Source organism: Mesorhizobium sp. f-mel (genome assembly GCF_053850215.1).
In genome coordinates this window covers 1-24,223 of sequence record NZ_JBSPTO010000029.1, presented here as the reverse complement: position 1 = coordinate 24,223, position 24,223 = coordinate 1, and the positions used below count along the sequence as shown (strand labels likewise).

The window sequence follows — 24,223 nt, the reverse complement described above, 5'->3', positions numbered from 1 at the left end:
CAAAATTGGCAAGTCACATCAAACGAATGAACATCTGGTAAAGGCGCCGCTCGGCACCAAATCCGCCTGAAGGCGGATCCCGCGAGCCGCCGGGAGAGACGACAATGAACGCACGAGAAGAGATCCGCGCAGACAGCGGGGAGATGGGCAAGGATGCAGCCCGGGGCATGCCGGAGGCAGCCCGGAAATACCAACCCTACCCGACGGTCGGTCTCACCGACCGCATTTGGCCTTCGAAGGTCATCGACAAGGCGCCGATCTGGTGCTCGGTCGACCTGCGCGACGGCAACCAGGCGCTGATCGACCCGATGGGCCACGAGCGCAAGGCGCGCATGTTCGCCCTGCTCCTCGACATGGGCTTCAAAGAGATCGAGATCGGCTTCCCGTCCGCCTCGCAGACCGATTTCGATTTCGCCCGCTGGTGCATCGAAGAGGGCAATGTCTCAGCCGATGTCTCGCTGCAGGTACTGGTGCAGTGCCGGCCGGAACTGATCACCCGCACCTTCGAGGCGCTGCAGGGCGCCACCAACCCGATAGTGCATTTCTATAATTCGACCAGCGAATTGCAGCGCCGCGTCGTCTTCGAGAAGGACGTTGCCGGCATCAGGCGGATCGCCACCGATGCGGCCAAGATGATCACCGACATGGCGGCGAAGGCCGGCGGCGGTTATCGTTTTGAATATTCGCCGGAGAGCTTTACCGGCACCGAGCTTGAAGTGGCGCTGGAAATCTGCAACGCCGTCACCGAAATCGTGAAGCCGACGGCGGAAAACAAGCTGATCATCAACCTGCCGTCCACGGTCGAGATGTCGACACCCAACATCTATGCCGATCGCATCGAATGGATGTGCCGCAATCTCGACAACCGCGAGAACCTGCTCATTTCGTTGCATCCGCACAACGACCGCGGCACCGGCGTTGCCACCACCGAACTCGGTCTGATGGCGGGCGCGGACCGCGTCGAAGGCACGCTGTTCGGCAATGGCGAGCGCACCGGCAATGTCGACATCGTCACGCTGGCGCTCAACATGTACACGCAAGGCGTCGATCCCGAGCTCGACTGCTCCGACATCAATCGGATGAAGGACGTCTATGAATATTCGAACCAGTTGAAGATCCCCGAGCGCCATCCCTATGTCGGCGAGCTCGTCTATACGGCCTTTTCCGGCTCGCACCAGGATGCCATCAACAAGGGCATGAAGGCGTTGCGCAAGGCCAACACGCCGTACTGGGAAGTGCCTTATCTGCCGATCGATCCCGCCGATGTCGGGCGCAATTACGAGGCGATCATCCGGATCAACTCGCAGTCCGGCAAGGGCGGCATCGCCTATGTGCTGCAGGCGGACTACGGCCTCAACCTGCCGCGCAACCTGCAGATCGAGTTCAGTCAAGCGATCCAGGCGATCACCGACGCCGAAGGCAAGGAGGTGCCGGCCAAGCGCATCTATGAGCGCTTTCTCGACACCTATGTCGATCAGCCCGGCGCGCGGCTGAAGTTCCTCGACCACCACACCTATCCGGACCTTGAGACCAAGGGCCGGCGTGCTGTGGAGGCGATCATCCTCGACAGGGGCAAGGAGGTGACGATTTCAGGCTCCGGAACCGGCCCGATTGACGGCTTTGTCGACGCGCTGTCGCGCCATGTCGGCGTGCCGATGTCGGTGCTCGACTATTCGGAGCACTCCATGCAGCGCGGCTCGAATGCCTCGGCCATCTCCTATGTCGAGATGGAGCATCCGGGCGGCAAGCTGTTCGGCGCCGGCATCAACACCAACATCGTGGCCGCTTCGCTGGAAGCCGTGGTTTCCGCCGCCAATCGCATTGTCGGCCGAAAGGTCGAGTAGAGCAATTCCAGGAAAAGTGTGTAGCGGTTTTCCGTCCGGAATTGCGTAAAAACAAATACTTAGAGCCGTTCGTCGGTTCTACCAAAGATGAACCGCTCTAGACAAGCTGTCGAAAGCTAACAGCGCTGGAGCAAGATGAACCCACATGGTATCTTCTTGCTCTGGCCTTCGCGCCATTAACCACCGGAAAATTATCCGGTGGGGTACGCGATCGCATAATGGATGCATGCTTGTATGGCAGTGCAGGCTCTATATGATTGCGTCTCAACCTGTGCCGACTTCGAAAGGATCGACACTTGCAGCATGCCACGCCTGCCGCCCCCGCAGTGCGCGAGACGTTGGAGCGATTGCTAGCCAGCGAAACGTTCGGGAGATCCGAACGAGCGCGTAAGCTGCTTCGCTATCTGGTCGAGCGCGAGCAGGCAGGCGAAGCCGACAAGCTCAAGGGCTTTTCCATCGCGATGGATGTTTTCGGCAAGGACGGCGATTTCGATCCGTCGACCGACGCCGTGGTCCGGGTGCAGGCGGGCAGGCTGCGCGAGCTTCTGCAGCATTACTTCGCCAACGAGGGCGTTGCCGAGCCGATCCGCATCGCCATTCCGCGTGGCGGCTATGTTCCATCCTATGAACTCAACGCGATCCGCCTGCCGGCCGAGCCGGCGCCGAAGGAACACACCGAGGCGGCTGCCACCTTGTCGGGATCGCTCGAAGAACCCCGCATGGCCGCACCTGCCGTATCGTTGATGTCCCCTGTCGTTCGCGAGCCGGCGCCGTCGCTGCTGCGCCATCTCCAGTTCTTCTGGTTGGCGATCGCTCTGGTCATCGCCATGCTGGCCGTGCTGATCCTTCGCCAGGGAAGCGGCGCATTGCTGGCGGGAAGCGATGCCGCGTCGACGATCGAAAACGCGGTGGCAACCGGCAGCATTGCGCCATGGGCTCCGATTGAAAGCCTTCCGCTCGTCTACATTGCGGTGAAAACCAACAGCGCCGAGGCTGCCCGCGTCGCGGCATCGCTGCGCGCCGGCCTCAGCGGCTTCGACACGGTCAACTTCATCGGTCGGGACGCCGACGGCCCGCCCGATCCGGTCACCGATGCAATCAGCTTCGTATTCGACGTCTTGCCGGGACCAACGGCGGGCGATGTCACTCTGGAGCTTCAAAGCGTGGCGACCGGACGGGTCCTGCTGTCACGCAACTTGACTGCCGCCGACAGCACACCCTCCACCGTCGAGGATAGTGTCGCCGGCATTTTGAGTTCGGCCGTTCCCGCCTCTGGCACGATCTACAACTACATCGAACAGAGCGGCCTTCAGACCGGCCTGACGGAATGTCTGCTGCTCAACGACAAATACTATCTCGATCAGGGCGCCAAAACCCATGAGGCTGCCTATCGCTGTCTCGAAAACCTGATCAACCGGGATGCGAAATCGTCACTCGTCTATTCGGAGCTCGCGACCCTGCATCTCGAGGCGGCCACAGATCACTACGCCTATCCGGCCGGCGCAACGATTGAACAGGCGATGTCGCTTGCCCGTCGCGCCGTGCAGATGGGGCCGACCAGTCCCTATGCCCACCGTGCCTATGGCTATCTCAATTCCCGCCTCGGCAATTCGGAGGAATCGATCCGCTGGATGCACAAGGCCTACGAACTCAACCCTTACGACCTCAGCATGGCGGCAGCTTACGCCTATGGGCTGATTTTTGCCGGCAGGTATAGGGAGGGAACACCGATCCTAGCTCATGCCGCCGAAACTTCCAGCGCCCATCCGACCTGGTGGGACTACGGGCTTTTCGTCGGGCAGTTCATGGCGGGCGATATGAATAAGGCCGCGCTTGCCAGTGATGCGTTGCAAGCGACGCCCACGAAATCGCACTATCTGGCTGCGCGGCTGATCGGCGCGAAGGCAACCGGCCGCAATCAACTGGCGCACGAACTCGCGGACGAGATGACTGTCAAATTCCCGAAATTCGCTGCAGATCCGCGCGCAACCTTTGTCGAGCGGAGATACCCCGCCGATCTGATCGACCGGCTGGTCGAGGCCTTGCGTGCCGCCGGGCTCGGCAATGCTAGCTAGCGCTTCTAACGCACGGCTGATCGCGGAAATCTTACTGGCCATCGGCTTGGACAAGGCGCAGTCGAGCCACAATCTGGAATCTCGCGTCCTGTTTGATATTGCAATAAAACCATAAAATTCATGATTTCATCCCTTTACGCTGCCGAACAGGGCGCCGGCCCGAAGACGGTTGTCTTCCTGCATGGCTTCGGCGGTTGTCACGGCGACTGGCAGGAGGTGATTTCGACACTGGCACTTGGTTCACGGACGCTGGCCTATGATCTTCCGGGCCATGGGCTATCCCTCGATTTCCCGGGTGGTGGCCCGGCCAAGGCGGCCGCTCGGGCCGTTCTTGCAGACCTCGCCGCACGCAGAATTAGGAGGGTGCATCTCGTCGGCCATTCGATGGGCGGTGCGGCGGCAGTGCTGATGGCATTGGCCGAGCCCGAAAGGATAGCCTCGCTGACGCTTCTGGCGCCGGGCGGTTTTGGGACTGAGATCAACGGGCCGCTGTTGCGCCGTTACGCCGCCGCTGCCGGCAAGAGTGAAATTCGCGCCTGCCTGGCCGCCATGTCCGGACCGCAAAGCCTGCCCTCGGAGCGCATCGTGGATATGCTTGGCGAAATGCGTGCGCGTCTCGGCCAGTTGCAGAAACTTGTCGAGATCGCGGCCTCTATGACCAGGGGTGATCGGCAGGGCGTCATCTCGCGCGAACGGCTCGAAACACTTGATATGCCGGTGATGGTGGTTTGGGGGATAGATGACGCGGTGCTGCCCTTCACACAGGCCGATAGTCTGCCGGCGCATTTCCACCTGCACCACGTATTGGAGGCCGGCCATATGCTGGTCGAGGAAGCGCCCGGTCTTATCGCCGAGATCGTCCGCCGCAACATGAAACGCCGCAGCAGGCCGCGTCGTCCAAAATCCGCCGCCGCGGCGGATCGATCCCTGCCTGCCAAAGACTGATGGTGCGGCTTCGGGCTGGCCTTTTGGTCTGGTAAGCCGCTTAACGGCTTATCGATCTCGCAAGTGCATTTTGCCAACGGCTGTGTTAATTCGGTGTTAACCAAACCCGCGAGGCAACGCCGATGAAGGATGCAGGCGAGAACATCACCCAGATCGATCAGTCGCGAAAACTGTCCGACGCCATACGCGACGTGAAAAACGCCTTCGCCGACCGCGACGACGTCGTAGTCGACATGCGCGAGGCGCATCGCATGCGGCTCGATTTGCTTGCCGCCGAACTCGCGCCCATCTTCGCCGACGTGCCCGCCGACATGGACAATTTCGACTTCGCCGTCTCGTCCGGGCTGCAGCCGCGCCTATGGATCGACGCCGTCAGCCATGTCGCCATGGGGCGCGACCGCCGCACCTATCGCTTCCTCAAGGACACACGCATCGGCCGGGTGGTGCTCGCCGAATCAACCGAGATGAAACCGGTTGCCGATCAGGTGACGCGCTACGTCGCGGAGCGCGTCGTCGAACGCCAGCGAATGATGGAAGGCGGGGTCGAGCAGGCTGTCGCCAGCCTGAAACGTGCCTTGGTCCCGGAAGCCGAGCCGCCACTGCGATCCGTGCGGCGCGGCAAGGGTTGGTCGGCGTTTCTCTCCGGTCTTGGCCTGATCGCCGCCGGCGCCCTGGTCGGGCTGGCTGTATCGATCGTGTTGTTCTGGGACCGCCTTGTTGCGATGGGACTGGTTTTTAGACCATGACCCTGAACCGAAGGTCCGCGTAGCGAATAGTGGAATCCGGTTTTCGGAAAAGCTCATGGTCAAACAAGAAGATAGAACCCCATCCCGATTCCATCGGGATGGAATAGGCTCTAGGCCATAGCGTCCGCGCCAAGCTCCAGAATCTCCAGATCGGAAGGCGGGATGGCCGGGCCGGTCAGGCCACGTCGCGTCAGCCTGATCCGCCAATTGTCCTTGTCGCCATCGATCTCCAACAGATTATATTGCGCCGCCGGACGCCTGCCGCCTGGCGCCTGCCCTGCAGCGGCGACGCCGACCACCGGAATTTTGGCGCCGCGCCCTTTGATGGAGAACAGCGTCGGCTCGTGCGAATGGCCGTGCAGCACAAGCTCGGCCCCGTGCCGCTGAACGACCTTGTGGAAGCGGGCAATGCCGAACAGCCGCTTGGGCTGCGAAACGGCGCCGCGCACTGGCGGATGGTGGATCATGATCACCCGGAACAGTCCGAGCTTGGCCGTAGCATCGAGCACTTCGCGCAGCCTTTCCGCCTGGTCTTCCAGAAAGAAGCCGTTGGCCATGAACGGAGCCGTGGCTCGCGCCGTCGTCACACCGATCAGCGCGACGTTGCGACGCACGCGCAGATACGGAAAGGCGTCGCGATCGATCGGCGTATTGATGCCGTCGCCGGTCATCCATGCCGTCCACGACCGGCAGGCCTTGTCGAAGGCGCCAGGCACATAGGCGTCGTGGTTTCCTGGAACAACCGACACATCATCGGGAGAACCCAGCGTCTCCAGCCAGTGCTTGCCCATCTCGATCTCGCCGTCGAGCGCCAGATTGACCAGATCACCGGTGACAGCAAGGTGATCCGGTGCGCTCGCCTTGATATCGGCGACGATCGTGTCGATGACGGCATCGCGCATGTGGCGGCGGCGATTGCGCTGCCAGTTGACGTAACCGACCACCCGCTTGGAGGCGAGATCGCGATAGGTTACACCGGGAAGCGGTCCCAGATGGATATCGGAAATATGCGCGAGCCTGAACATCCCCTCTTCATAAGCGACGCGCGCGCTGCTTTCCACCCACGGTTTCGTGGGTGATGACGCAGCCCGATCTGGAACAAGTTTTCCGCCAGGCCGGCTGGCCGGGTCTCAGGGCAAGGCTGTTTCATCTGTATTTCGTGCTGCGGCGGCCGATGACGCTCGGGGTGCGCGGCTTGATCCACGACCGCACGTCCAATTCCGTGTTCCTCATTCGCCACACCTATGTACCGGGCTGGCAGCTTCCCGGCGGTGGCGTCGAGCTGGGCGAGACGATGATCGAGGCGCTGGCGCGCGAGCTCTCCGAGGAGGGCAATATTGCATTGACCGCGCCGCCGGTGCTGAAATCGATGCATTTCAACCGTCGGGCCAGCCGCCGCGACCATGTCGGGCTCTATTTGGTCGAGCAGTTCAATCAGACGGCGCCGAAGCTGCCGGACCGCGAGATCGCCGCAGCTGGTTTCTTTCCTCTCGACCGCCTGCCGGAGGCAACGACGCCGGCCACACTGCGACGGATTGCCGAGATTTTTGGCGGCGCGGCGGCGTCGCCCTACTGGTAGGTCACGCCGCCTTCCTGAACCGATTGCGATCATGCGGCGCCGCGTAGTCCAGTTCCGGCCCGACCGGCACGATGTGCGTCGGGTTGATCGCTTCGTGGCTGCCGTAATAGTGCGCCTTGATGTGGTGCAGGCTCACCGTGCCTGCGACCCCTGGGACCTGATAGAGGTCGCGCAGATAGTTCGACAGGTTCGGATAATCGGCGATGCGGCGCAGGTTGCACTTGAAATGGCCGACATAGACCGGGTCGAAGCGGACCAGCGTGGTGAACAGCCGCCAATCGGCCTCGGTGATGCGGTCACCGACGAGATAACGCTGGCGAGATAAGCGATCCTCGAGTTGGTCGAGCGCCGAGAACAGTTCGCCAAACGCTTTCTCATAGGCCGTTTGCGTGGTGGCGAAGCCGGCGCGGTAGACGCCGTTGTTGACTGAGGGATAGACCAGCGCATTGACCGCGTCGATTTCGCCGCGCAGTGCTTTCGGATAGAAATCGAGGCTGGCATCGCCCCATTTGTCGAAGACTGAATTGAGCATCCGGATGATCTCTGAGGACTCATTGGAGACGATTGTTTGTTCTCGCCTGTCCCACAGAACCGGGACCGTCACGCGGCCGGAATAGGCGTGATCGGCCTTGGTGTAGATCTGATGCAGGAAATCGAAATGGTAGAGCGTGTCACCGGTGGCGCCGTCCTTGGCCAGGAAGGTCCAGCCGTTGGCGCCCATGAAATGATGGACGACCGAGACGGAAATCACGTCCTCGAGCTTCTTCAGTGCTCGAATGATCAGCGTCCGGTGCGCCCAGGGACAGGCAAGCGAGACATAGAGGTGGTAGCGGCCCGGCTCGGCCTTGAAGCCGCGCTTGCGGCCTTCGGCCGGCGTACCGTCAACCGTGACCCAGTCGCGCCATTGCGACTGCGCCCGCACGAACTCGCCGTCGCTGCCCTTGGTGTCGTACCCGCTGTCCTGCCATTTGCCGCCGACCAGCAATCCCATGCGATGTCCTTTCGTCTTTCGTAGGGATGTAGGCACAAACCAACGATGCGGAAATCGCCAGGCGTTGAACAGTTCGTCAATCGCCAGGGCGGCAACCGAAGGGCGGCAAGCAAACGGCCGATTGCAGTGGCTGAAGATTGGTGCTAGCGGAAAATCCGCATGTTCGACTTCGCTTTGATCCGGTTCGACCGACGACGAAAGGGCGCCCGCGCTTGATGAAGCGCTGATTGGCGAACGCTGCCGTTTGCAGCAAACCTTTTCCCGTATACCGGAACGCAAAGACCATGAGCCTTGCCGACGTGAAATACCTGCCGGAAAATCCGGCGCATGACCCCGAAATCGAAGCCATAAACGACGAAGCCTTCGGGCCGGGCCGTTTCGTGCTGGGCGCCTACAAGATCCGTGAGGGCGGCCCGCACGAACGCGCCCTGTCCTTCGTGGCCGTCGATGGCGATATCGTTGTCGCTTCGGTGCGCATGACGCGCATCGCGGCCGGCGCCGGTCGCGCGCTGATGCTCGGACCGCTTGCCGTGCGGCCGGCCTTCAAGAATCTCGGTATCGGCCGCCGGCTGGTGGCAATCGCGCTGGAGGCCGCCGCCAAGGCCGGCACGCCGGCCGTGATGCTTGTCGGCGACGAGCCCTATTACGGCCCGCTCGGCTTCAAGAGAATCCCGCGTGGGCAAATCTCCATGCCGCGCCCGGTCGATCTCGACCGGCTTTTGTCGCACGAGATCGTGCCGGGCGCGGTGGCAAGGCTGGTGGGGGAGGTTTGCCACGCCGATCAGGCAAGGATTGCCGCGAACGTCGCCGCGATGGCGTGACCATCCGGATGCGGTTGCGCCGTCCTGTCGGGCTTCGTAGCATGTGGCCGATGGTGCATGTCGCCCAAAAGTGCGCAGCGGTTTTGGGGTAACGACATGCTTAAAAACAGAGATTTAAAGCGCGTCGATTGAATCCGTTCAACGCGACGCGCTTTAGATAACGCGAGCGCTTTAGGTGGGGGACGCCGACATGAACCCGAACGGCCAGATTGCGATCGTCACCGGCGGCGGCTCCGGCCTCGGCGAAGCGACGGCACGTGCACTGGCCGCGAAGGGCGCGGACGTTGCCATCCTCGACCTCGGCATCGAGCGTGCGGCGAAGATTGCGGCCGATATCGGCGGCATCGCCATCCAATGCGACGTAAGCAGCGCCGACGGCGGTGCTGCTTCAGTGGCGGAAGTGGTAAAAAAGTTCGGCGAACCCCGTATCCTGGTCAATTGCGCCGGCATCGCCATCGGCATGAAAACGATCGGCAAGGACGGCCCGCACCCGCTCGATCAGTACCGCAAGGTGATCGAGGTCAATTTGATCGGCACCTTCAACATGATCCGCCTCGTCGCCGACCGGGCCGCGAAACTTGAGCCGCTGGAGGGCGGCGAGCGCGGCGTCATCGTCAACACGGCATCGGTCGCCGCCTATGACGGTCAAATTGGCCAGGCGGCCTACTCAGCCTCCAAGGGCGGCGTCGTCGGCATGACGCTGCCGGTGGCGCGCGACCTTGCCCGGTCGGGCATTCGCGTCTGCACCATCGCGCCCGGCATCTTCAAGACACCGATGATGGCCGGCATGCCGCAAGAGGTGCAGGATTCGCTTGGCGCTGCGGTACCCTTCCCGTCCCGTCTCGGCGAGCCTTCCGAATATGCAGCCCTTGTGCTGCACATCATCGAAAACCAGATGCTCAACGGCGAGACCATCCGCCTCGATGGCGCCATCCGCATGGCGCCGAAGTAGCCGTCCATGAGTGCCTAAGTCGCCCCGCAGGCGAAGACCGGCCCGCTCGCCGGCCTGACGGTGATCGAGATGGCCGGGATTGGACCGGTGCCGTTAGCCGGCCTGATGCTGTCGGAGATGGGAGCCGAGGTGCTGCGCATCGAGCGGGCTGGGTCGACCCGGCCGTTTCTGACGCTACCGGATGAATACGACATCGACCGTCACGGCCGCTCCATCCTGCGGATTGACCTGAAGCACTGGGAAGGCGCCGAACTGGTGCTGCGCCTTGCCGAAAAGGCCGACATGCTGAGCGAAGGGATTCGTCACGATATCATGGAGCAGCTTGGTCTTGGGCCGGACGCGGTACTGGCACGCAACTCGGCGCTGATCTACGGCCGCACGACGGGATTCGGCCATAACGGACCGCTATCGGATCGTGCCGGCCACGACATCACCTACCTCGCCTATTCGGGTGTGCTGCACGCCAGCGGCCAGGAAGGAGGCCGGCCAGTCCCACCGCTCAACCTCGTCGCCGACTATGGCGGCGGCGCCGTGATGCTGGTTGCCGGCGCACTGGCCGCCCTGTTTGAGCGTTCGCGCTCCGGCAGGGGCCAGGTGATCGACGCCGCGATGACCGAGGGCGCTTCGATGCTGACGACACCTGTGCACGCCTTGATGGCAGCGGGCCTGTGGAGTGACATGCGCGGCGCGAACCTGCTCGATTCCGGCGCCTTCTACGATACCTATGAGACGGCGGACGCACGCCACGTCGCCGTCGGCTGCTTTGAACCCCGGTTCTTCGCCGAATTCGCAAGACTGCTGCCGCTCGACGAACGTTTTGTACGCGGCCAATACGACAGGACATTGTGGCCGCAGATGCGCGCCGCCATTGTCGATCGAGTCGGGCAGAAGACACGGGACGACTGGGACCGTGCTGCGACCGATGCTTGTGTTGCACCGGTCCTGTCGCTGCGGGAAGCCAGGGAACATCCCCACAATCGCGCTCGCAACGCCTTTGTGACGTCTGGTGCGCTTGAGCGCCCCGCCCCGGCGCCGCGTTTTTCGCGCTCCCGGCCGACGCTTGCCGCTATGCCGGCCGATCACGATTGTCAGGCGGCGACCGTGCTGGCACGCTTCGGCCTTCCCGAAATCGAAACTGAAGCCCTTGTCAAATCCGGTGTGATAGGTTGATAACCAGAGACTAAACATCAGCTTAAGACGGTGTGGATTTTGGCCGACCGAAGGAAGGACGTGATCCGCGAGACCGACGCCGAATCGATCAGGCTGGCAAAGACGCTGATCCGCAGTGCCCGTTTCGGCGCGCTGGCGGTGATCGAACCCGGGACCGGTTCGCCGCTGGCCAGCAGGGTTGGCGTCGCCACCGATCTCGACGGCACGCCGCTGATCCTTGTATCGATGCTGTCCGCCCATACCGGTGCAATCCTTGCCGACCCGCGCTGTTCGCTGCTTGTCGGCGAGCCCGGCAAGGGCGACCCGCTGGCGCACCCGCGGTTGACCCTCGTCTGTCGGGCAGCACGGCTTGAGCGTGGATCCGGCGAGCACGCCCGCGCCGACCGGCGCTATCTCAACCGCAACCCCAAGGCGAAGCTCTATGCCGGTCTTGGCGACTTCTCGATCTTCCGCCTCGAGCCAGAGCGCGCCAGTCTCAACGGCGGCTTTGGCAAGGCCTACCTGCTCGAACGCGCCGATCTGGTCACGACCGCACCGATCGTCGAAGAGCTTGCCGCTGGCGAACAATCCGCCCTCGACCACATGAATGCCGACCATAGCGACGCAATCGCCGTCTACGCGCGCCACTTCGCCAAGGCGGTGGGCGACGGCTGGGTCGTCACCGGCTTCGACGCCGACGGCATGGACCTGGCGCTGGGCGACGATGTCTGCCGGGTGTTCTTTCCCGAGCCATTGAGGACGGCGCGAGAGCTCAGGCATGTTCTGGTCGACATGGCAAAAACCGGCCGAGTGGCGGATTAAACACAGTCCGACAGTTAATCGCGTCGGGCCGAAAGCAAGTCTTGAGGTTTGAGCGAGATGTTCTACGCTTTCCCGGTAGCGTTGAATTTCCAGCGCACATTCGCGAGTGAGCCTATGGAATCAGACGCTATTGCCCCCATAGCGCCGGATGAGCAGGAAGGCATGGGGGATCGATGGTCTCGAAAAAGCTAATTGCCAATGCCGAATCAGCGGCTGCGTTTCTGACGCTGATGGGCAACGAGAAACGACTGTTGATCATGAACTATCTGGCCGACGGTGAAATGTCGGTCGGCGCTATCGCCGAGAAGGTTCTGCTCAGCCAATCCGCCCTGTCACAGCATCTGGCCAAACTGCGGGCGCTCGATCTCGTCGAAACCCGGCGCGACCGGCAGATGATCTACTATTCCTGTAAATCCGATGCCGTGCGCGAACTTCTCAACACGCTGGACGGGATTTTCGGCGAGGGTGAGCTATCGCAGATGGCATACCGCCCGCGTCGCTCCGGGACGTAACCGGCCAATGCATGTCGCCCAAAAGCCTGCCCTTGGGTTGACCGAGGGTGCGAAGCGGTTTTGGGATAACGATATCCAATAAATGCAAGAACTGGCCCGGGCACCCTTACCTCGCTTACGATTCTAAGAGCGACTTGCGTCCAGTTGGACGCAGAAAGTACGCTCTAACACTTTGGATCCACGCGTCGTGCTGTCGGAAAGCTCACCATGATCGGGCCGATGCGAGTCAGCTGAGGCAAGCATGCGCCCCATTCGTATCGACGACCCGCAAGACCCGCGCGTCGCCGCTTATCTCGACATCCGCGAGCGCGATCTTGCCGGCCGGCAGGGCCGTTTCGTTGCCGAAGGAAAGGTGGTGCTCGAAATGCTGCTCGGGGCCAAACGCTTTGCGGCCGAATCGGTGCTGGTACTCGAAAATCGGCTGGCAGGCCTCGACGGAACCCTGCGCAAAGCACCCGTGGACCTTCCGGTCTACGTGGCTGCCAGCGAGGTCATGGACAGGATTGCCGGCTTTCACATGCATCGCGGCATATTGGCGATTGGCCGCAAAGGCGCGGCGCAGCCTGCAGAGGCCTTGCTGGATACCCTGCCCGCCCGGGCGTTGATCGTCGTGCTGGTCGGCATCGCCAACCATGACAATATGGGCTCGATCTTTCGCAACGCCGCCGCCTTCCGCGCCGATGCCGTGTTTTTAGACTCGACCTGCTGCGATCCGCTGTACCGCAAGGCGATCCGCGTTTCGGTCGGCGCCGCGCTGAAAGTTCCCTTCGCCTCCTTCACTGAGACCATCGGCTTCACTACAGCGCTCGACCGGCTGGGCTTCGGCCAGTTCGCTTTGTCGCCGCGCGGGCGAACCGGCATCCGCGATACAAAAAGGACTGAACGGCTGGCGCTCTATCTCGGCACCGAAGGCGAAGGCCTGCCCGAAAGCCTGCTCGCCCGTCTGCGGACGGTGCGGATCGATATGGCAGAAGGCTTCGACAGCCTGAATGTCGCCGCCGCGTCAGCCATCGCCTTACATCATTTTTCGGCAAGCAGCACCTGAGCCGCAGAGACAGCATCACTGCCTGGGTTCAATGCGTCGATTCGGCCTTCTGCAGCGCCCGCACGCGATCGGCAAGGCTGCGTTCGCCGCTTCCCGGTTGGTTGGGTGCCGCAAGAACCTTTGCGAGCGGCGACTCCGGCCCGTCGAGCTTCGCCGTCAGGGCGACGACTTGCGCCGCCAGGTCGCTCATCTGCTCACGCAATGCAGCGCTGGCGCGGCGCGCATCGTCGCCGTCTTCGGATTTGGATGCCTCGAAGGCGGCAAGCTCCGTTTTCAGTTTCTTGTTCTCGCGGGCCAGTTCCGTCAGCCTCGCCTCCAACCGCTCTCGGTCGCTGTCGAGCTTGGCGATGGCGTTTTGGATGTCGTCGTCGTCCTTGACGGCCGCATCGCCCTGACTACCTTGCACTCCGACGAGACGCACCGCCGAGGCGTTTTCCACGCTTTCGCTTTTCGACTTTTGGCGAAGCCGCGCGATTTCCTTTTCGCGGCGGTCAAGCTTGTCCTCGCGATCGGCAAGCGTGGCGAGCAGGCGCTCGACCTTCTTGTCCAGTTCGCCGGTCCTTTTCTTCTCGGCCTTCAACGCGTCTCGTGCGGCCTTGCTCTCGGCCGCGCTCTCCTGTTGGCGCCTGTCCGCCTCCTTGCGCTGGCCACGCAGCACCGAAATGTCGTCGGCCAGCTTTTGCAGTTCGGACTCGCGCGCCACAAGTTCGATCTGACGGCTGCTGGAAGAAAAGCTGGCGTCGTCATACATATGCTCCAGTTTTTTCAGCTCGAGCACACGCTTTGCCAGGGCATGTTCGGTTTGAGCAAGCCGATCCGACAAAAGCTGCAGCTGGTCGTCGCGCTGTCGAAGGTCTTCGCCCTTGGCCTCGAGTTCGGAAAGGGCCTGTTTCTTGTCCTTCCGCTCGAGCGCCAGCTCCTTCAGGGCCTCGCGGCCGCGGCTGATCTCGACAAGCTGTTCGGCCGCCTTTTCGCGCAACGACTTGACGCTCATTTCGAGCCGGCGCGTCGACATGGCGAACTCGGCGCGGATGCGATCCTTCTCCGCCTGAATCTCGGCCAGCGTCAGCGGCATTGAGCCCTCGACGCGTTTGCGCGTCAGCATCACGGCCCGCCGCCAGATGGCCGGGGCAATCATCAGCGCCACAAAGCCGGCGCAGAGAAAGCCGAGGACAAAGAACAGAACCGACTGAACCAAGGTGACTATCCGTTATGGACCGTTAGGGACTGTGCCACGTTCGCATGACGGAATTCCAGTGCTGCGGCAAGGGTCTGCCGCAGCACTGTTCAAGTCTTCGACCCTGGAACCAATCGGGATGACGAGGCAACCGCCTGCTCAGAACGGATTCCAGGTGGCACGCTGGGTAAGCTTGAGATAACCGAGATTGACGCCAAGCCGGGCGCCGACGCCGGTACGGATCGGCACCAGCAGCACATTGTTGTTCTTCATCACGTTGAAGCCGACGCCAGCCACGAGATAGGCGGAGCCGGCAACGCCGCCGAAACGATTGTAGAGGCTGTTCACATCGTCGAGATTGTAGACCAGCATCATTACCCGCGAGCCCTCGCCGCCAAAATCCCAGCCGAGCGACGGGCCCTGCCAGAACACTTTGTGATCGCCGGCATTCTTGGTGTAGAGCGTGCCTTCGCCATAGGTCAGGCCACCGATCAGCGCGCCCGAGCCCTCCTCGCCAAGCAAATAGCCATTAGGCAGGCCGTAGGAGGCGAAAATCTTCTCGACGACGGTGGCGAGCCCGCCCGATGTTGCGCCGAAGAATTTATGCCCGGAATCGACGATCTCCTGAGCGGTGTATTCCTGGGCCCGCGAAGGCGAGGTTGAAAAGACGACGACAAGGCCCATCAGAGCGATCGCCATTGAGGTGACACGGGAAAAACTCCGGTCAGAGATGACACGGGCAACCCGGTCAGAGACGACACGGAGAAAACTCCGGTCGGTGATGACACGGAAAAAGCTCCGGTCGTAGTATCGGGAAAACATGCTTCCAATCTCCGTCAGGGAGCACTTTCGCCGACGCCTCGCATCCGTGCGGCTCTTTGGCGGCCGCTAAGGATGACTGTTATGGACAAACTATGCCGTAATCCTTTTTCAACCATTAAGCTTTCACATGAAGATGGCGGTTAGAAGGCTGGTTTCGAGCCGGATTCGCGTCGCCCGCGCAGTATCCGCACCCTGCGTGAACACACCATTTTCGATAACGGCAATTCCGGATTTGTTGCTGCACGCTCAGGCGCTGTGTATTCAGTAGGCCTTGGGAGAGAGCGTGATTCGTGTGGACAGGCGTGACCATTGATCGCCCGGCCATTTTTAGTGAAATTTTGCAGGGACTTTCGCCGATGGCCGAGCTTTTCACCCTTTCCGCACCCGATCTCGCAGCGCTTTTGTGCAGCCGGGTCTGCCACGACATCATTTCGCCGGTCGGCGCCATTAACAACGGGCTTGAGCTGCTCGACGAAGGCGGCGCCGATGAAGACGCCATGAAATTGATTCGCCAGAGCGCCAGAAACGCTTCGGCCCGCCTGCAATTCGCCCGCATCGCCTTCGGCGCAGCCGGTTCTGCCGGCATGATGATCGACACGGGGGACGCCGAGGCCGTTGCGATCGCCTTCTTGAAGAACGAAAAGCCGGAACTGGTCTGGAACGGAACCCGTGCGCTGCTGCCCAAGAACAAGGTGAAGCTGCTGCTCAACCTAATTCTCGTCGCCAACGCAGCCATTCCGCGTGGCGGTAAGCTTACGGTTACGCTTGAAAACCTCGACACAGAACCACGCTTTGCGCTCGCCGCGAGCGGTCCGATGCTGCGCGTGCCGCCCAAATTCCTGGAACTCCATTCCGGCAACAAGCCTGAAGAACCGATCGACGCGCATTCGGTGCAGCCCTACTACACGCTGCTTCTGGCGCGCGAGGCGAACATGACGATATCGATACACGCAACCGCAGAAGAAATCGTGCTATCGGCCGCTTGAAGTTACTAAGGTGAGTGACAAGAATAGACAACTATTTTTAGACAATGTTTACTACGCCTTCACGGATGAATGAAATGAACCTTCCAGGCTAGTTCGACCGAAGCATCGTCAAGAAGTTTCCGTAAAAGCTGGTCTTGCAAAAATTTTATCTATTGGCTTTTCAGCTTCTTTACCGGATTGATCCTACCGTGCCTTTCAGTACCGCGACGCTGCCGGATTGCCGCATGGCACAGAGGGCCCGGAAATGAAACGCTGCATGTTCATCGACGATTCGAGCGTCATCAGGAAGGTCGCAAAGCGCATCCTGGGTGGTTCCGACATGCTGGTCATCGAAGCTGCGCGCGGTTTTGACGCGGTCGAGATGTGCACTGCTGACATGCCGGATATCATCGTCGTCGACGGCGCCTTGCCGGACATGCAGGCGGAGGACGTCATTCGCCGCGTACGCGCCATCGAAAGTCCGATACAGCCCCAGATCCTGATTTCGCTGGTTGAGGTCGACGTCGCTTCGATCATGCGGGCAAAGCGCGCCGGCGCTCAAGGCTATCTGCTGAAGCCGTTCAATCGGCCGCAACTTCTCGAGTGCTTCCGCACCCTGAGAATTGCAGCCTGATTCGCCGACCCCTGGCACATGGCCCCGGAGGTCGGCGCTCTAATGTCTGCGCTACAATCGCAAAAGTCCGGCCGAAGCCGGATTTTGTCGGAAAATCGATCGGATCGGCGTCGTCAGCTCAGGCGCTGACGCGGATATCTTCCGGCTCGCGCAGCACATAGCCGCGACCCCAAACCGTCTCGATGTAGTTCTGGCCGCCGGAAGCGGCGTCGAGCTTCTTGCGCAGCTTGCAGATGAAGACGTCGATGATCTTCAGTTCCGGTTCGTCCATGCCGCCGTAAAGGTGGTTGAGGAACATTTCCTTCGTGAGCGTAGTGCCCTTGCGCAGCGAGAGCAGCTCCAGCATCTGGTATTCCTTGCCGGTCAGATGCACGCGCTGCCCACCGACCTCAACGGTCTTGGCATCGAGATTGACCACCAGGTCGCCGGTGGTGATCACCGACTGGGCATGGCCCTTGGAACGCCGCACGATGGCGTGGATGCGGGCAACCAGTTCGTCCTTGTGGAACGGCTTGGTCATATAGTCGTCTGCGCCGAAGCCGAGGCCACGTACCTTGTCCTCGATGCCGGCCATGCCGGAGAGGATAAGGATCGGGGTCTTCACCTTGGAAAGGCGAAGTGTTCTCAAGACCTCGTATCCCGACATGTCGGGCAGATTGAGATCGAGAAGGATGATGTCGTAGTCGTAGAGCTTGCCTAGATCGACACCTTCTTCGCCAAGATCGGTCGTGTACACATTGAAACTTTCCGATTTCAGCATCAGCTCGATGCTTTGTGCGGTCGCACTGTCATCTTCTATCAGCAGAACACGCATTTCATTCCCCTTTTCTGCTGCCGGACCATTTCACGACCCGTCCAGGACCGGAGCAGTGATTGCCTGAGCAGAGGCTGCCATCGAATGGTTAACAAAACCTAATTCCGTGCCGTTGACGGTATCAGATTTTTTAACCCCTTTCTACACCTTGTTGAATCTAATAGTGAATCATAGAACCCAAACGCTAATGCAAAACATTAATGAGTCAGGCTAAGTGACTCCAGAGACTCGCTGGCCGTGCTTCCGCATCGAGAGCCGGAATTTTTACCCGGCCTTAAGTCCTGAGCCGTATGATTAACAATGCCCGTAAACGAATGGTTACCGCCGGCAAAAAACTTTAGGAATTTGTTTCCCATAGTTCCGGTAAAGTCGGTGGAGACGGGTGAAGCCTGAGTTTGCCAGGTGGATTGGACGATATGTGCAGGTGTGCGTTTCCAGGAGTACCGAATCATGAAGTCACGTGAAAACCTCGTTCGGCTGAAGCAGTTTCAGGTGAACGAGAAGCGGCGGCAATTGCTGCAACTCGACATGATGATCGCCGAATTCGAGCGCATGGCTGTCGAACTGGAGCTTCAGATCACTGCCGAAGAAAAGAAAGCCGGCATCACCGACATCAACCATTTTGCCTATCCGACCTTCGCCAAGGCAGCGCGCCTGCGCCGCGACAATCTCAGAAATTCGCAAAGCGACCTCGCCCAGCAGCGAAGCGTTGCCGAATCACTGCTCGGCGAAGCCGAAGCGGAGCTTTCCAAAGCGGAAATGCTCGAATCACGCGACACCAAGATTCGCGACGCCGAGACCGGCGGCCGCAGCGCCATGATCGGCTGAAAACACGGCTTTAAGGCCAGTCAAACACCCAGCGATCAGGGCGTTGCTCATCTGGAACGTCGCCGCTCATCGGTCGAGCAGCCGCCAGTTTCAGGCCTATGCTACCAAATCCCCTTCATATTCCGCGACCGGCCGCATCTGGGCATCCCTAATGTCGGGCGTATGCGGTTCCGACCAGGACCTTATCTGATTGAGCAGCCCATCAGGTTCTGGCCGAGTTCGGCGCGTCGAGCGGATGTCCAGCGGGCCCGATCGCGCAGGCCTTATGGAACTTGGCAAGGTCGATGCGAAAGAGCTTGCCGCCTATTGTGGCGAAGACCTGCTCGATGACGCAGGCGCAATCCATGCCTTTCCCGCCGCCATGCCGATCGGCAATATGGTGCTGACGCTCTGAAGCAGAGAGAGCCGTTGCGGCAAAGCAAAAAAGGGCGCGGATTGTCGCGCCTTTTGACTTACTTGGACCAGCCCTAATGCCGATATTGCTGGATGCGCGTCGTGCGCAGCCCGGCAAGGCCATATTCGTCTATCGACGCTTGCCAGGACAGGAATTCCTCGGTGGTCAGCTTATAGCGCTGGCATGCCTCTTCGAGGCTCAGAAGCCCGCCGCGCACCGCCGCCACCACTTCGGCCTTGCGCCGGATAACCCAGCGACGTGTGTTCGTCGGCGGCAGATCTGCAATCGTAAGGGGGCTGCCGTCGGGCCCGATAACATATTTGACGCGCGGTCTAACAAGATCGGTCATCGTACTCTCTACTAAAAACTCAAAGACCCAATCCCCACCACATTACCGCCACAGCTTTAAAAATTGCCTAAGCGAACCCTAATAGCTAGGTAAGGATCATGAACGGCGCGTTAGTCTTTTCGTCGGCATTTGAGGCATCTGCCCGCAAGCGCCGTATCCATTAGAAAAAATCGGCCGGCTCGCGAAGCTGGCGCACCCGGAAAGCTTGACCTATATTCCGGCCATTGGCATTCAAGCGCCGTCATCCAGGGCGCCGTGCAGAACGAAAGAACCATGAACAGCCTCGACCTTCCCGGACGCCCCGAAGATACCCGCATTGTTGTTGCCATGTCGGGCGGCGTCGATTCGTCGGTCGTTGCCGGCCTATTGAAGCATGAAGGCTATGACGTCGTCGGCGTCACGCTGCAGCTCTACGACCACGGCGCGGCAACGCACCGGGCCGGCTCATGCTGCGCCGGCCAGGATATCGACGATGCTCGCCGCGTCTCAGAGACGCTCGGCATTCCGCACTATGTGCTCAATTACGAGGAGCGCTTCCGCAAGGCGGTGATCGACCCCTTCGCCGAGAGTTATGTGGCCGGCGAAACGCCGATCCCTTGCGTTTCCTGCAACCAGACGGTGAAATTCGCCGACCTTCTGGCGACCGCCAAGGAGCTCGGTGCCGACGCGCTGGCCACCGGCCATTACATCCGCTCTGGAGCCAACGGCGCCCATCGCGCACTGTACCGGCCTGTCGACGCGGACCGCGACCAGAGCTATTTCCTTTTCGCCACCACGCAGGCGCAGATCGACTATCTGCGCTTTCCGCTCGGCGGCCTGTCGAAGCCGCAGGTTCGCGCCATCGCCGAGCAAATGGGGCTAACGGTCGCCGCTAAGCAGGACAGCCAGGACATCTGCTTCGTCCCGCAGGGAAAATATTCCGACATCATCGCCAAGCTGAAGCCGACTGCTGCCAATCCGGGCGACATCGTCCATATCGACGGCCGCGTGCTCGGCCGCCATGAAGGCATTTTGCGCTACACGATCGGTCAGCGCCGCGGCATCGGCATCGCCTCGGGCGAGCCGCTCTACGTCGTCCATCTCGACGCCGATCGGGCCCGCGTCGTCGTTGGTCCGCGCGAGGCGCTGGAGACGCATAAGATCTATTTGCGCGACATGAACTGGCTGGGCGACGCTGCACTGTCAGATATCCCGACGGCTGGGCAGGAGCTTTTCGCAAAGGTCCGCTCGACACGCCCGCCGCGCCCGGCCGTGCTGCATCACAACGCCGGGATCACTTCGGTTGAACTGGTCGACGGCGAGTCCGGCATCGCGCCCGGCCAGGCCTGCGTGCTCTATTCCGACGACGGCAGCGAAGCCCGCGTGTTCGGCGGCGGCTTCATCGAGCGTTCCGAGCGTGGCGCCGAGGCCGAGGCGATGCTGACGCGGCTGGCAGCCCGCCCGGCGCAGATTCCCGCCGAATAGACGAAGATCCCGATTTTGTCGGGATAGATCAGCCTCTGATACAGCCGCATTTTTCTCTCAGGAAGACGATCCGGTGTGGATAACCGTGCCAGCGGTCAGGATACGCAGCACCCTGATGGCTTCCTCGCCGCTGGTACGCGGTTCTGCCCGCGTCTCGATGCACTGGAGGAAATGCTCGAGCTCTCGCGTCAGCGGCATGCCCTCGCCCACCGCCACATAGGACGGCTCGTTGGTGGTGAAGGCCCATTGGCCGCTGTCTTGCCACACCGCGTGGCGGTAGACGGCGAGCTTGCGCTCCCACGGCTCGACATCGTCGAACACCGCCATCGCCTTGGTGCCGACCACGGTCAGCCGCCGCTCGCGGTAAGGGTTGAGCCGCGACGCGAAGAGATGGCTGCGCAGACCATTGGGAAAGCGCATGTGCAAATGCGCGAAATCGCTGAGATTGTCGAGGAGCGCTGCCCCCTCACCACGCACCTCGATCGGTTCCGTGCCGGTGATGGCCAGGATCATCGACAGATCGTGCGGCGCAAGGTCCCACAGCGCATCGTTCTCGGTATGAAACTTGCCGAGCCCGAGGCGGTGCGAATGGATATAACGGACCTCGCCGAGCTCGCCACTGTCGATCAGCGCCTTCAACGTCTCGAAGGCTGGATGAAAGCGCAGCACATGACCGACCATGAAGACGCGGCCATTGTCGGCCGCCGCCTTCACCGAGCGCTCGGCATCCGCCACCGTCAGCGCGATCGGCTTCTCCACCAGCACGTCCTTGCCGCCCCGGACTGCGCGCACTGCCATATCGGCGTGGAACTGCGGCGGCAGCGCCATTACGATGGCATCGACGTCGCTGCGGACAAACAGCGCCTCCGGCTCGATCGCCAGGCAATCCTGCTCACTGGCGAAGCCTTCGGCGCGGGCAGGGTTGACGTCCGAGACCGCGTGCAGCGCGCCGAGCGCCTTGAGGGTGCGGATGTGGTTGCTGCCCCAGTATCCGCAACCGAGGACTGCAATGCGCGGTTTCATCAATTCCAACTCTAGAATTTCGTGGCCGAGACATAGCGGCGGGCCCCGCCGAACTCAACCCCGGCATTTCTGTGCGCAATTATCTGCCCGGCAAAGCTTTTCGGCCATCAGAGCGACGCGTGTCCGATTGGGACGCACAAAGTACGCGTCTCAAGACCGTAAAACCTTCGCATCGCGCTTTCCGAAAATCGATTCCGGTTTTCGGACCACGATGCGATAGAATGTGCCGGCATGCCGGCTGCATCGATGCTTGACAGGCTTGGCATCCCAATCTTATATCCGCCCGACCTTGGCGAACGCTTCGACATGCCTTCTGATTTAAGGAGGATTTCGGACCTTCGCCGCCCTGGCGGGGTAGCTCAGTTGGTTAGAGCACGGGAATCATAATCCTGGGGTCGGGGGTTCAAGTCCCTCTCCCGCTACCAAAACTTTCTGAAATAGCTTAATAATTTTGATCCGCTTAGCGGCGGGAACGCTAAGCAGCATTCGTCTGCTTGCGCTTTCGCGCGTTCTGCCGGCGAGGCGGACGCGATTGAAAAGCTCGCGCCTCTGGGAGAGGTCGCGGGCAACGGTCTGTTGAGATCAGAGGAGGCCCGCGCCCCGGGGAGAAGGACGCGGGCTGTGATCGGCGGGAGGATCCGATCTGGCAGCATGTGTCTGCGGCTGCAGAAGCCGAACTTTCGTCGCTGGCCTGTGTTCCACACGAAAACAAAAAACCGCCGCACAAGGATCGGTGAAATAGGTGGCGTTGCTGCTCGGCAAGACGCAGCAATCTTGCTAAGATCCGCAGTGGGAGGAGACGGACATGCAATCGCTGCCGATAGCCCATCCAAGCGTAGCCAAGGCGACTGCCGGCGTATCGCTTCCTCTCGCCTATTCCACCGCGACGCTCTGCTGGCTCCTGTCCGCCGGCGTCTACATCGCAGCCAAGTGGGTTGCCCCCGAAATGCCGCCTTGGGCGCTCTGCTTCTGGCGGCTGGCGCTCGCCTGCGCGATCCTGCTGCCTATCGTCCATCGTCATCACGGGGCGATGCTCGTGCTGGTCCAGTCCCGGGCGATCGAGGTGCTGGCCATCGGCGCGATCGGGCTGACCCTCTGTCAGGGCATGATCTACACGGGCCTCAGTTACACCGACGCGACGACCGCCGGCATCATCATGGCGCTGTCGCCGATCATGACCATGGTGCTTGCCCGCTACGTGCTCGGCGAGCCCCTCGGCGTCTGGAAGGCTCTTGGCGCGCTGCTCGCTCTGGTCGGGATGGTGGTGATCGTGGCGCGCGGCGACCTTACCGCGCTGATGCGGCTCCAGTTCAATCCCGGCGAGTTGTGGATCGTCGGCAGCGCGTTTTGCTGGGGCCTCTACACCGTGCTGCTCCGTCGCTCCAAATTCGCTATCGAGCTTCTGCCGATGGTGGTCCTGCTGCTAGGAGCCGGCGCGCTGGCCGCACTGCCCCTTTATCTCTGGGAGCTGTTTTCCGGCGAGCGTTCGGCGCTGCATGCGAACGGCCTTCTGGCACTCGCCTATGTCGCTGGTCCGGGCGGCGCACTGATGTATTACCTCTACAACCGCAGCGTCGAGACGCTTGGTGCCGGGCGCGCCAGCATGCTGCTCTATCTGCAGACTGTTTTCGTCGCCGTGCTCGCTTATCTTTTCCTTGGGGAAAGCTTGCACGACTACGACCTCGCCGGCGCTGCCTTTATCGTCGCCGGCCTCCTGCTGGCCACCGCGATCAAGCCGAGGCAGCGCACGGTGCATGTCGCGTAGGGGAACATCCGCACAGCCGAACCCAAGACGGCGCTTAGCGATCAAGAGCCGAGGCGCACATCACGCCAGATAACGTTCGACGGTTTCGCTTGGATCGGCGGTCCGTCTGCGGCATGGGCAGAACCAATTTCACCGCCGGCGTGACACAAATGAAACCGTGGCGTGGAAATCCGACAAAGCAGTGAAACATTTCACCGCCAATGGTAGCGCCAGAAAACGACTGGGATTTCTGACGCCATGCAAGTCGAACCGATATCGAAGGTCCGCCCAAGGGCAAGACCAGGGCCGAGCGCACCGCCGGCATTGCGGTGCTCGCCGACGCTCCCGGCCTCCTGCGAGGCGGTGAGTGACTCCGAGGTTTGTACAAGGTTCCAAACTTGAAATTGGCGCAACCGCGACTGCCGCCATGTGGTCGCCGGCCAAGCGGTGGCAAAGCTGACCTAGAGCGGGATGAGATTAGTTTCGGTCATAGCCGGAGTTTTTGAAGTAGTGCGAGCACTCGGCGGA

24 protein-coding genes and 1 tRNA gene are annotated in these 24,223 nt (G+C 61.3%); 18 read left to right on the top strand and 7 right to left on the bottom strand.

From position 1 onward, the window contains the following. The first annotated feature begins 104 nt into the window (after positions 1–104). The 4 genes from leuA (at position 105) to ACWUKX_RS25810 (ending at position 5,610) form a co-directional block, all read left to right on the top strand. Complete coding sequence (gene leuA, locus ACWUKX_RS25825; protein WP_051694970.1) at positions 105–1,844, top strand: 2-isopropylmalate synthase; 1,740 nt, start codon at positions 105–107, stop codon at positions 1,842–1,844. A 296-nt stretch (positions 1,845–2,140) separates the two neighbouring features. Beyond that, the gene (locus ACWUKX_RS25820; protein WP_456009612.1) at positions 2,141–3,919 is read left to right on the top strand and encodes a tetratricopeptide repeat protein; all 1,779 of its coding nucleotides are present in this window, start codon (positions 2,141–2,143) and stop codon (positions 3,917–3,919) included. A 120-nt stretch (positions 3,920–4,039) separates the two neighbouring features. After that, positions 4,040–4,864: an alpha/beta fold hydrolase gene (locus tag ACWUKX_RS25815; RefSeq protein WP_456009611.1), complete on the top strand. Its 825-nt coding sequence runs from the start codon at positions 4,040–4,042 to the stop codon at positions 4,862–4,864. A 122-nt stretch (positions 4,865–4,986) separates the two neighbouring features. Then, positions 4,987–5,610, top strand: a complete 624-nt coding sequence (locus tag ACWUKX_RS25810; RefSeq protein WP_095519236.1) for a hypothetical protein — start codon at positions 4,987–4,989, stop codon at positions 5,608–5,610. Positions 5,611–5,720: 110 nt separating this feature from the next. Here ACWUKX_RS25810 and ACWUKX_RS25805 read toward each other — a convergent pair whose 3' ends face one another. Next, on the bottom strand, positions 5,721–6,635 hold the full coding sequence (locus ACWUKX_RS25805; RefSeq protein WP_029349821.1) for a metallophosphoesterase family protein: 915 nt from the start codon (positions 6,633–6,635) through the stop codon (positions 5,721–5,723). Positions 6,636–6,688: 53 nt separating this feature from the next. Here ACWUKX_RS25805 and ACWUKX_RS25800 point away from each other — a divergent pair, with 53 nt between their 5' ends. Next, positions 6,689–7,189: an NUDIX domain-containing protein gene (locus ACWUKX_RS25800; protein ID WP_095519237.1), complete on the top strand. Its 501-nt coding sequence runs from the start codon at positions 6,689–6,691 to the stop codon at positions 7,187–7,189. 1 nt (position 7,190) lies between these two features. Here the strand turns inward: ACWUKX_RS25800 and ACWUKX_RS25795 are convergent, their stop codons facing one another. Further along, on the bottom strand, positions 7,191–8,180 hold the full coding sequence (locus ACWUKX_RS25795; protein WP_456009610.1) for a glutathione S-transferase family protein: 990 nt from the start codon (positions 8,178–8,180) through the stop codon (positions 7,191–7,193). A gap of 284 nt (positions 8,181–8,464) precedes the next feature. On the opposite strand from ACWUKX_RS25795, the gene ACWUKX_RS25790 reads away from it, so the two are divergent. The 6 genes from ACWUKX_RS25790 (at position 8,465) to ACWUKX_RS25765 (ending at position 13,481) form a co-directional block, all read left to right on the top strand. Continuing rightward, positions 8,465–9,001 (top strand): GNAT family N-acetyltransferase, encoded by a 537-nt coding sequence (locus ACWUKX_RS25790; protein ID WP_127316792.1) that lies wholly within the window; start codon positions 8,465–8,467, stop codon positions 8,999–9,001. A 190-nt stretch (positions 9,002–9,191) separates the two neighbouring features. Continuing rightward, positions 9,192–9,953, top strand: a complete 762-nt coding sequence (locus ACWUKX_RS25785; RefSeq protein WP_455837974.1) for a 3-hydroxyacyl-CoA dehydrogenase — start codon at positions 9,192–9,194, stop codon at positions 9,951–9,953. A gap of 54 nt (positions 9,954–10,007) precedes the next feature. Further along, a complete protein-coding gene (locus tag ACWUKX_RS25780; protein ID WP_456009643.1) occupies positions 10,008–11,123 on the top strand; it encodes a CaiB/BaiF CoA transferase family protein in 1,116 nt (371 codons plus the stop codon). 39 nt (positions 11,124–11,162) lie between these two features. Next, positions 11,163–11,924 (top strand): HugZ family pyridoxamine 5'-phosphate oxidase, encoded by a 762-nt coding sequence (locus ACWUKX_RS25775; RefSeq protein ID WP_456009609.1) that lies wholly within the window; start codon positions 11,163–11,165, stop codon positions 11,922–11,924. Between the two features lie 173 nt (positions 11,925–12,097). Beyond that, positions 12,098–12,436: an ArsR/SmtB family transcription factor gene (locus ACWUKX_RS25770; RefSeq protein ID WP_065011891.1), complete on the top strand. Its 339-nt coding sequence runs from the start codon at positions 12,098–12,100 to the stop codon at positions 12,434–12,436. Between the two features lie 241 nt (positions 12,437–12,677). Continuing rightward, the gene (locus ACWUKX_RS25765; RefSeq protein ID WP_456009608.1) at positions 12,678–13,481 is read left to right on the top strand and encodes a TrmH family RNA methyltransferase; all 804 of its coding nucleotides are present in this window, start codon (positions 12,678–12,680) and stop codon (positions 13,479–13,481) included. Between the two features lie 28 nt (positions 13,482–13,509). Here the strand turns inward: ACWUKX_RS25765 and ACWUKX_RS25760 are convergent, their stop codons facing one another. Next, positions 13,510–14,679, bottom strand: a complete 1,170-nt coding sequence (locus tag ACWUKX_RS25760) for a hypothetical protein (RefSeq protein WP_456009607.1) — start codon at positions 14,677–14,679, stop codon at positions 13,510–13,512. Between the two features lie 138 nt (positions 14,680–14,817). Beyond that, complete coding sequence (locus ACWUKX_RS25755; protein ID WP_051694969.1) at positions 14,818–15,357, bottom strand: DUF1134 domain-containing protein; 540 nt, start codon at positions 15,355–15,357, stop codon at positions 14,818–14,820. 479 nt (positions 15,358–15,836) lie between these two features. Between ACWUKX_RS25755 and chpT the strand changes: the two genes are divergently transcribed. Then, positions 15,837–16,466 carry a histidine phosphotransferase ChpT gene (gene chpT / locus ACWUKX_RS25750; RefSeq protein ID WP_127316798.1) on the top strand — a complete coding sequence of 210 codons (630 nt, stop codon included), beginning with the start codon at positions 15,837–15,839 and terminating at the stop codon, positions 16,464–16,466. A 244-nt stretch (positions 16,467–16,710) separates the two neighbouring features. Further along, the gene (locus ACWUKX_RS25745; protein ID WP_065011886.1) at positions 16,711–17,079 is read left to right on the top strand and encodes a response regulator; all 369 of its coding nucleotides are present in this window, start codon (positions 16,711–16,713) and stop codon (positions 17,077–17,079) included. A 118-nt stretch (positions 17,080–17,197) separates the two neighbouring features. On the opposite strand, the gene ctrA is transcribed toward ACWUKX_RS25745, so the two are convergent. Further along, a complete protein-coding gene (gene ctrA, locus ACWUKX_RS25740) occupies positions 17,198–17,893 on the bottom strand; it encodes a response regulator transcription factor CtrA (RefSeq protein WP_006203583.1) in 696 nt (231 codons plus the stop codon). 450 nt (positions 17,894–18,343) lie between these two features. Between ctrA and ACWUKX_RS25735 the strand changes: the two genes are divergently transcribed. Together ACWUKX_RS25735 and ACWUKX_RS25730 are read left to right on the top strand one after the other, a co-directional pair. Continuing rightward, positions 18,344–18,721: a flagellar export protein FliJ gene (locus ACWUKX_RS25735; protein ID WP_029349790.1), complete on the top strand. Its 378-nt coding sequence runs from the start codon at positions 18,344–18,346 to the stop codon at positions 18,719–18,721. Positions 18,722–18,986: 265 nt separating this feature from the next. Further along, positions 18,987–19,115: a hypothetical protein gene (locus ACWUKX_RS25730; protein ID WP_456009605.1), complete on the top strand. Its 129-nt coding sequence runs from the start codon at positions 18,987–18,989 to the stop codon at positions 19,113–19,115. Between the two features lie 73 nt (positions 19,116–19,188). Here the strand turns inward: ACWUKX_RS25730 and sciP are convergent, their stop codons facing one another. After that, positions 19,189–19,464: a CtrA inhibitor SciP gene (gene sciP, locus ACWUKX_RS25725; RefSeq protein ID WP_006203587.1), complete on the bottom strand. Its 276-nt coding sequence runs from the start codon at positions 19,462–19,464 to the stop codon at positions 19,189–19,191. A 273-nt stretch (positions 19,465–19,737) separates the two neighbouring features. Between sciP and mnmA the strand changes: the two genes are divergently transcribed. Further along, complete coding sequence (gene mnmA, locus ACWUKX_RS25720) at positions 19,738–20,928, top strand: tRNA 2-thiouridine(34) synthase MnmA (RefSeq protein WP_456009604.1); 1,191 nt, start codon at positions 19,738–19,740, stop codon at positions 20,926–20,928. A gap of 57 nt (positions 20,929–20,985) precedes the next feature. Here the strand turns inward: mnmA and ACWUKX_RS25715 are convergent, their stop codons facing one another. Further along, a complete protein-coding gene (locus tag ACWUKX_RS25715) occupies positions 20,986–21,951 on the bottom strand; it encodes a Gfo/Idh/MocA family protein (protein WP_029349781.1) in 966 nt (321 codons plus the stop codon). A 348-nt stretch (positions 21,952–22,299) separates the two neighbouring features. On the opposite strand from ACWUKX_RS25715, the gene ACWUKX_RS25710 reads away from it, so the two are divergent. Next, positions 22,300–22,376, top strand: a tRNA-Met gene (locus tag ACWUKX_RS25710). 380 nt (positions 22,377–22,756) lie between these two features. After that, positions 22,757–23,716 carry a DMT family transporter gene (locus ACWUKX_RS25705; protein WP_456009603.1) on the top strand — a complete coding sequence of 320 codons (960 nt, stop codon included), beginning with the start codon at positions 22,757–22,759 and terminating at the stop codon, positions 23,714–23,716. Positions 23,717–24,223: the final 507 nt, after the last annotated feature.

Excerpts from the sequence above, each read along its gene's own strand:
- leuA (WP_051694970.1), top strand. The coding sequence starts at position 105 with ATGAACGCACGAGAAGAGATCCGCGCAGACAGCGGGGAGATGGGCAAG.
- ACWUKX_RS25815 (WP_456009611.1), top strand. The coding sequence starts at position 4,040 with ATGATTTCATCCCTTTACGCTGCCGAACAGGGCGCCGGCCCGAAGACG.
- ACWUKX_RS25810 (WP_095519236.1), top strand. The coding sequence starts at position 4,987 with ATGAAGGATGCAGGCGAGAACATCACCCAGATCGATCAGTCGCGAAAA.
- ACWUKX_RS25805 (WP_029349821.1), bottom strand. The coding sequence starts at position 6,635 with ATGTTCAGGCTCGCGCATATTTCCGATATCCATCTGGGACCGCTTCCC.
- ACWUKX_RS25800 (WP_095519237.1), top strand. The coding sequence starts at position 6,689 with ATGACGCAGCCCGATCTGGAACAAGTTTTCCGCCAGGCCGGCTGGCCG.
- ACWUKX_RS25795 (WP_456009610.1), bottom strand. The coding sequence starts at position 8,180 with ATGGGATTGCTGGTCGGCGGCAAATGGCAGGACAGCGGGTACGACACC.
- ACWUKX_RS25790 (WP_127316792.1), top strand. The coding sequence starts at position 8,465 with ATGAGCCTTGCCGACGTGAAATACCTGCCGGAAAATCCGGCGCATGAC.
- ACWUKX_RS25785 (WP_455837974.1), top strand. The coding sequence starts at position 9,192 with ATGAACCCGAACGGCCAGATTGCGATCGTCACCGGCGGCGGCTCCGGC.
- ACWUKX_RS25770 (WP_065011891.1), top strand. The coding sequence starts at position 12,098 with ATGGTCTCGAAAAAGCTAATTGCCAATGCCGAATCAGCGGCTGCGTTT.
- ACWUKX_RS25765 (WP_456009608.1), top strand. The coding sequence starts at position 12,678 with ATGCGCCCCATTCGTATCGACGACCCGCAAGACCCGCGCGTCGCCGCT.
- ACWUKX_RS25755 (WP_051694969.1), bottom strand. The coding sequence starts at position 15,357 with ATGGCGATCGCTCTGATGGGCCTTGTCGTCGTCTTTTCAACCTCGCCT.
- chpT (WP_127316798.1), top strand. The coding sequence starts at position 15,837 with ATGGCCGAGCTTTTCACCCTTTCCGCACCCGATCTCGCAGCGCTTTTG.
- ACWUKX_RS25745 (WP_065011886.1), top strand. The coding sequence starts at position 16,711 with ATGAAACGCTGCATGTTCATCGACGATTCGAGCGTCATCAGGAAGGTC.
- ctrA (WP_006203583.1), bottom strand. The coding sequence starts at position 17,893 with ATGCGTGTTCTGCTGATAGAAGATGACAGTGCGACCGCACAAAGCATC.
- ACWUKX_RS25735 (WP_029349790.1), top strand. The coding sequence starts at position 18,344 with ATGAAGTCACGTGAAAACCTCGTTCGGCTGAAGCAGTTTCAGGTGAAC.
- ACWUKX_RS25730 (WP_456009605.1), top strand. The coding sequence starts at position 18,987 with ATGGAACTTGGCAAGGTCGATGCGAAAGAGCTTGCCGCCTATTGTGGC.
- sciP (WP_006203587.1), bottom strand. The coding sequence starts at position 19,464 with ATGACCGATCTTGTTAGACCGCGCGTCAAATATGTTATCGGGCCCGAC.
- mnmA (WP_456009604.1), top strand. The coding sequence starts at position 19,738 with ATGAACAGCCTCGACCTTCCCGGACGCCCCGAAGATACCCGCATTGTT.
- ACWUKX_RS25715 (WP_029349781.1), bottom strand. The coding sequence starts at position 21,951 with ATGAAACCGCGCATTGCAGTCCTCGGTTGCGGATACTGGGGCAGCAAC.
- ACWUKX_RS25705 (WP_456009603.1), top strand. The coding sequence starts at position 22,757 with ATGCAATCGCTGCCGATAGCCCATCCAAGCGTAGCCAAGGCGACTGCC.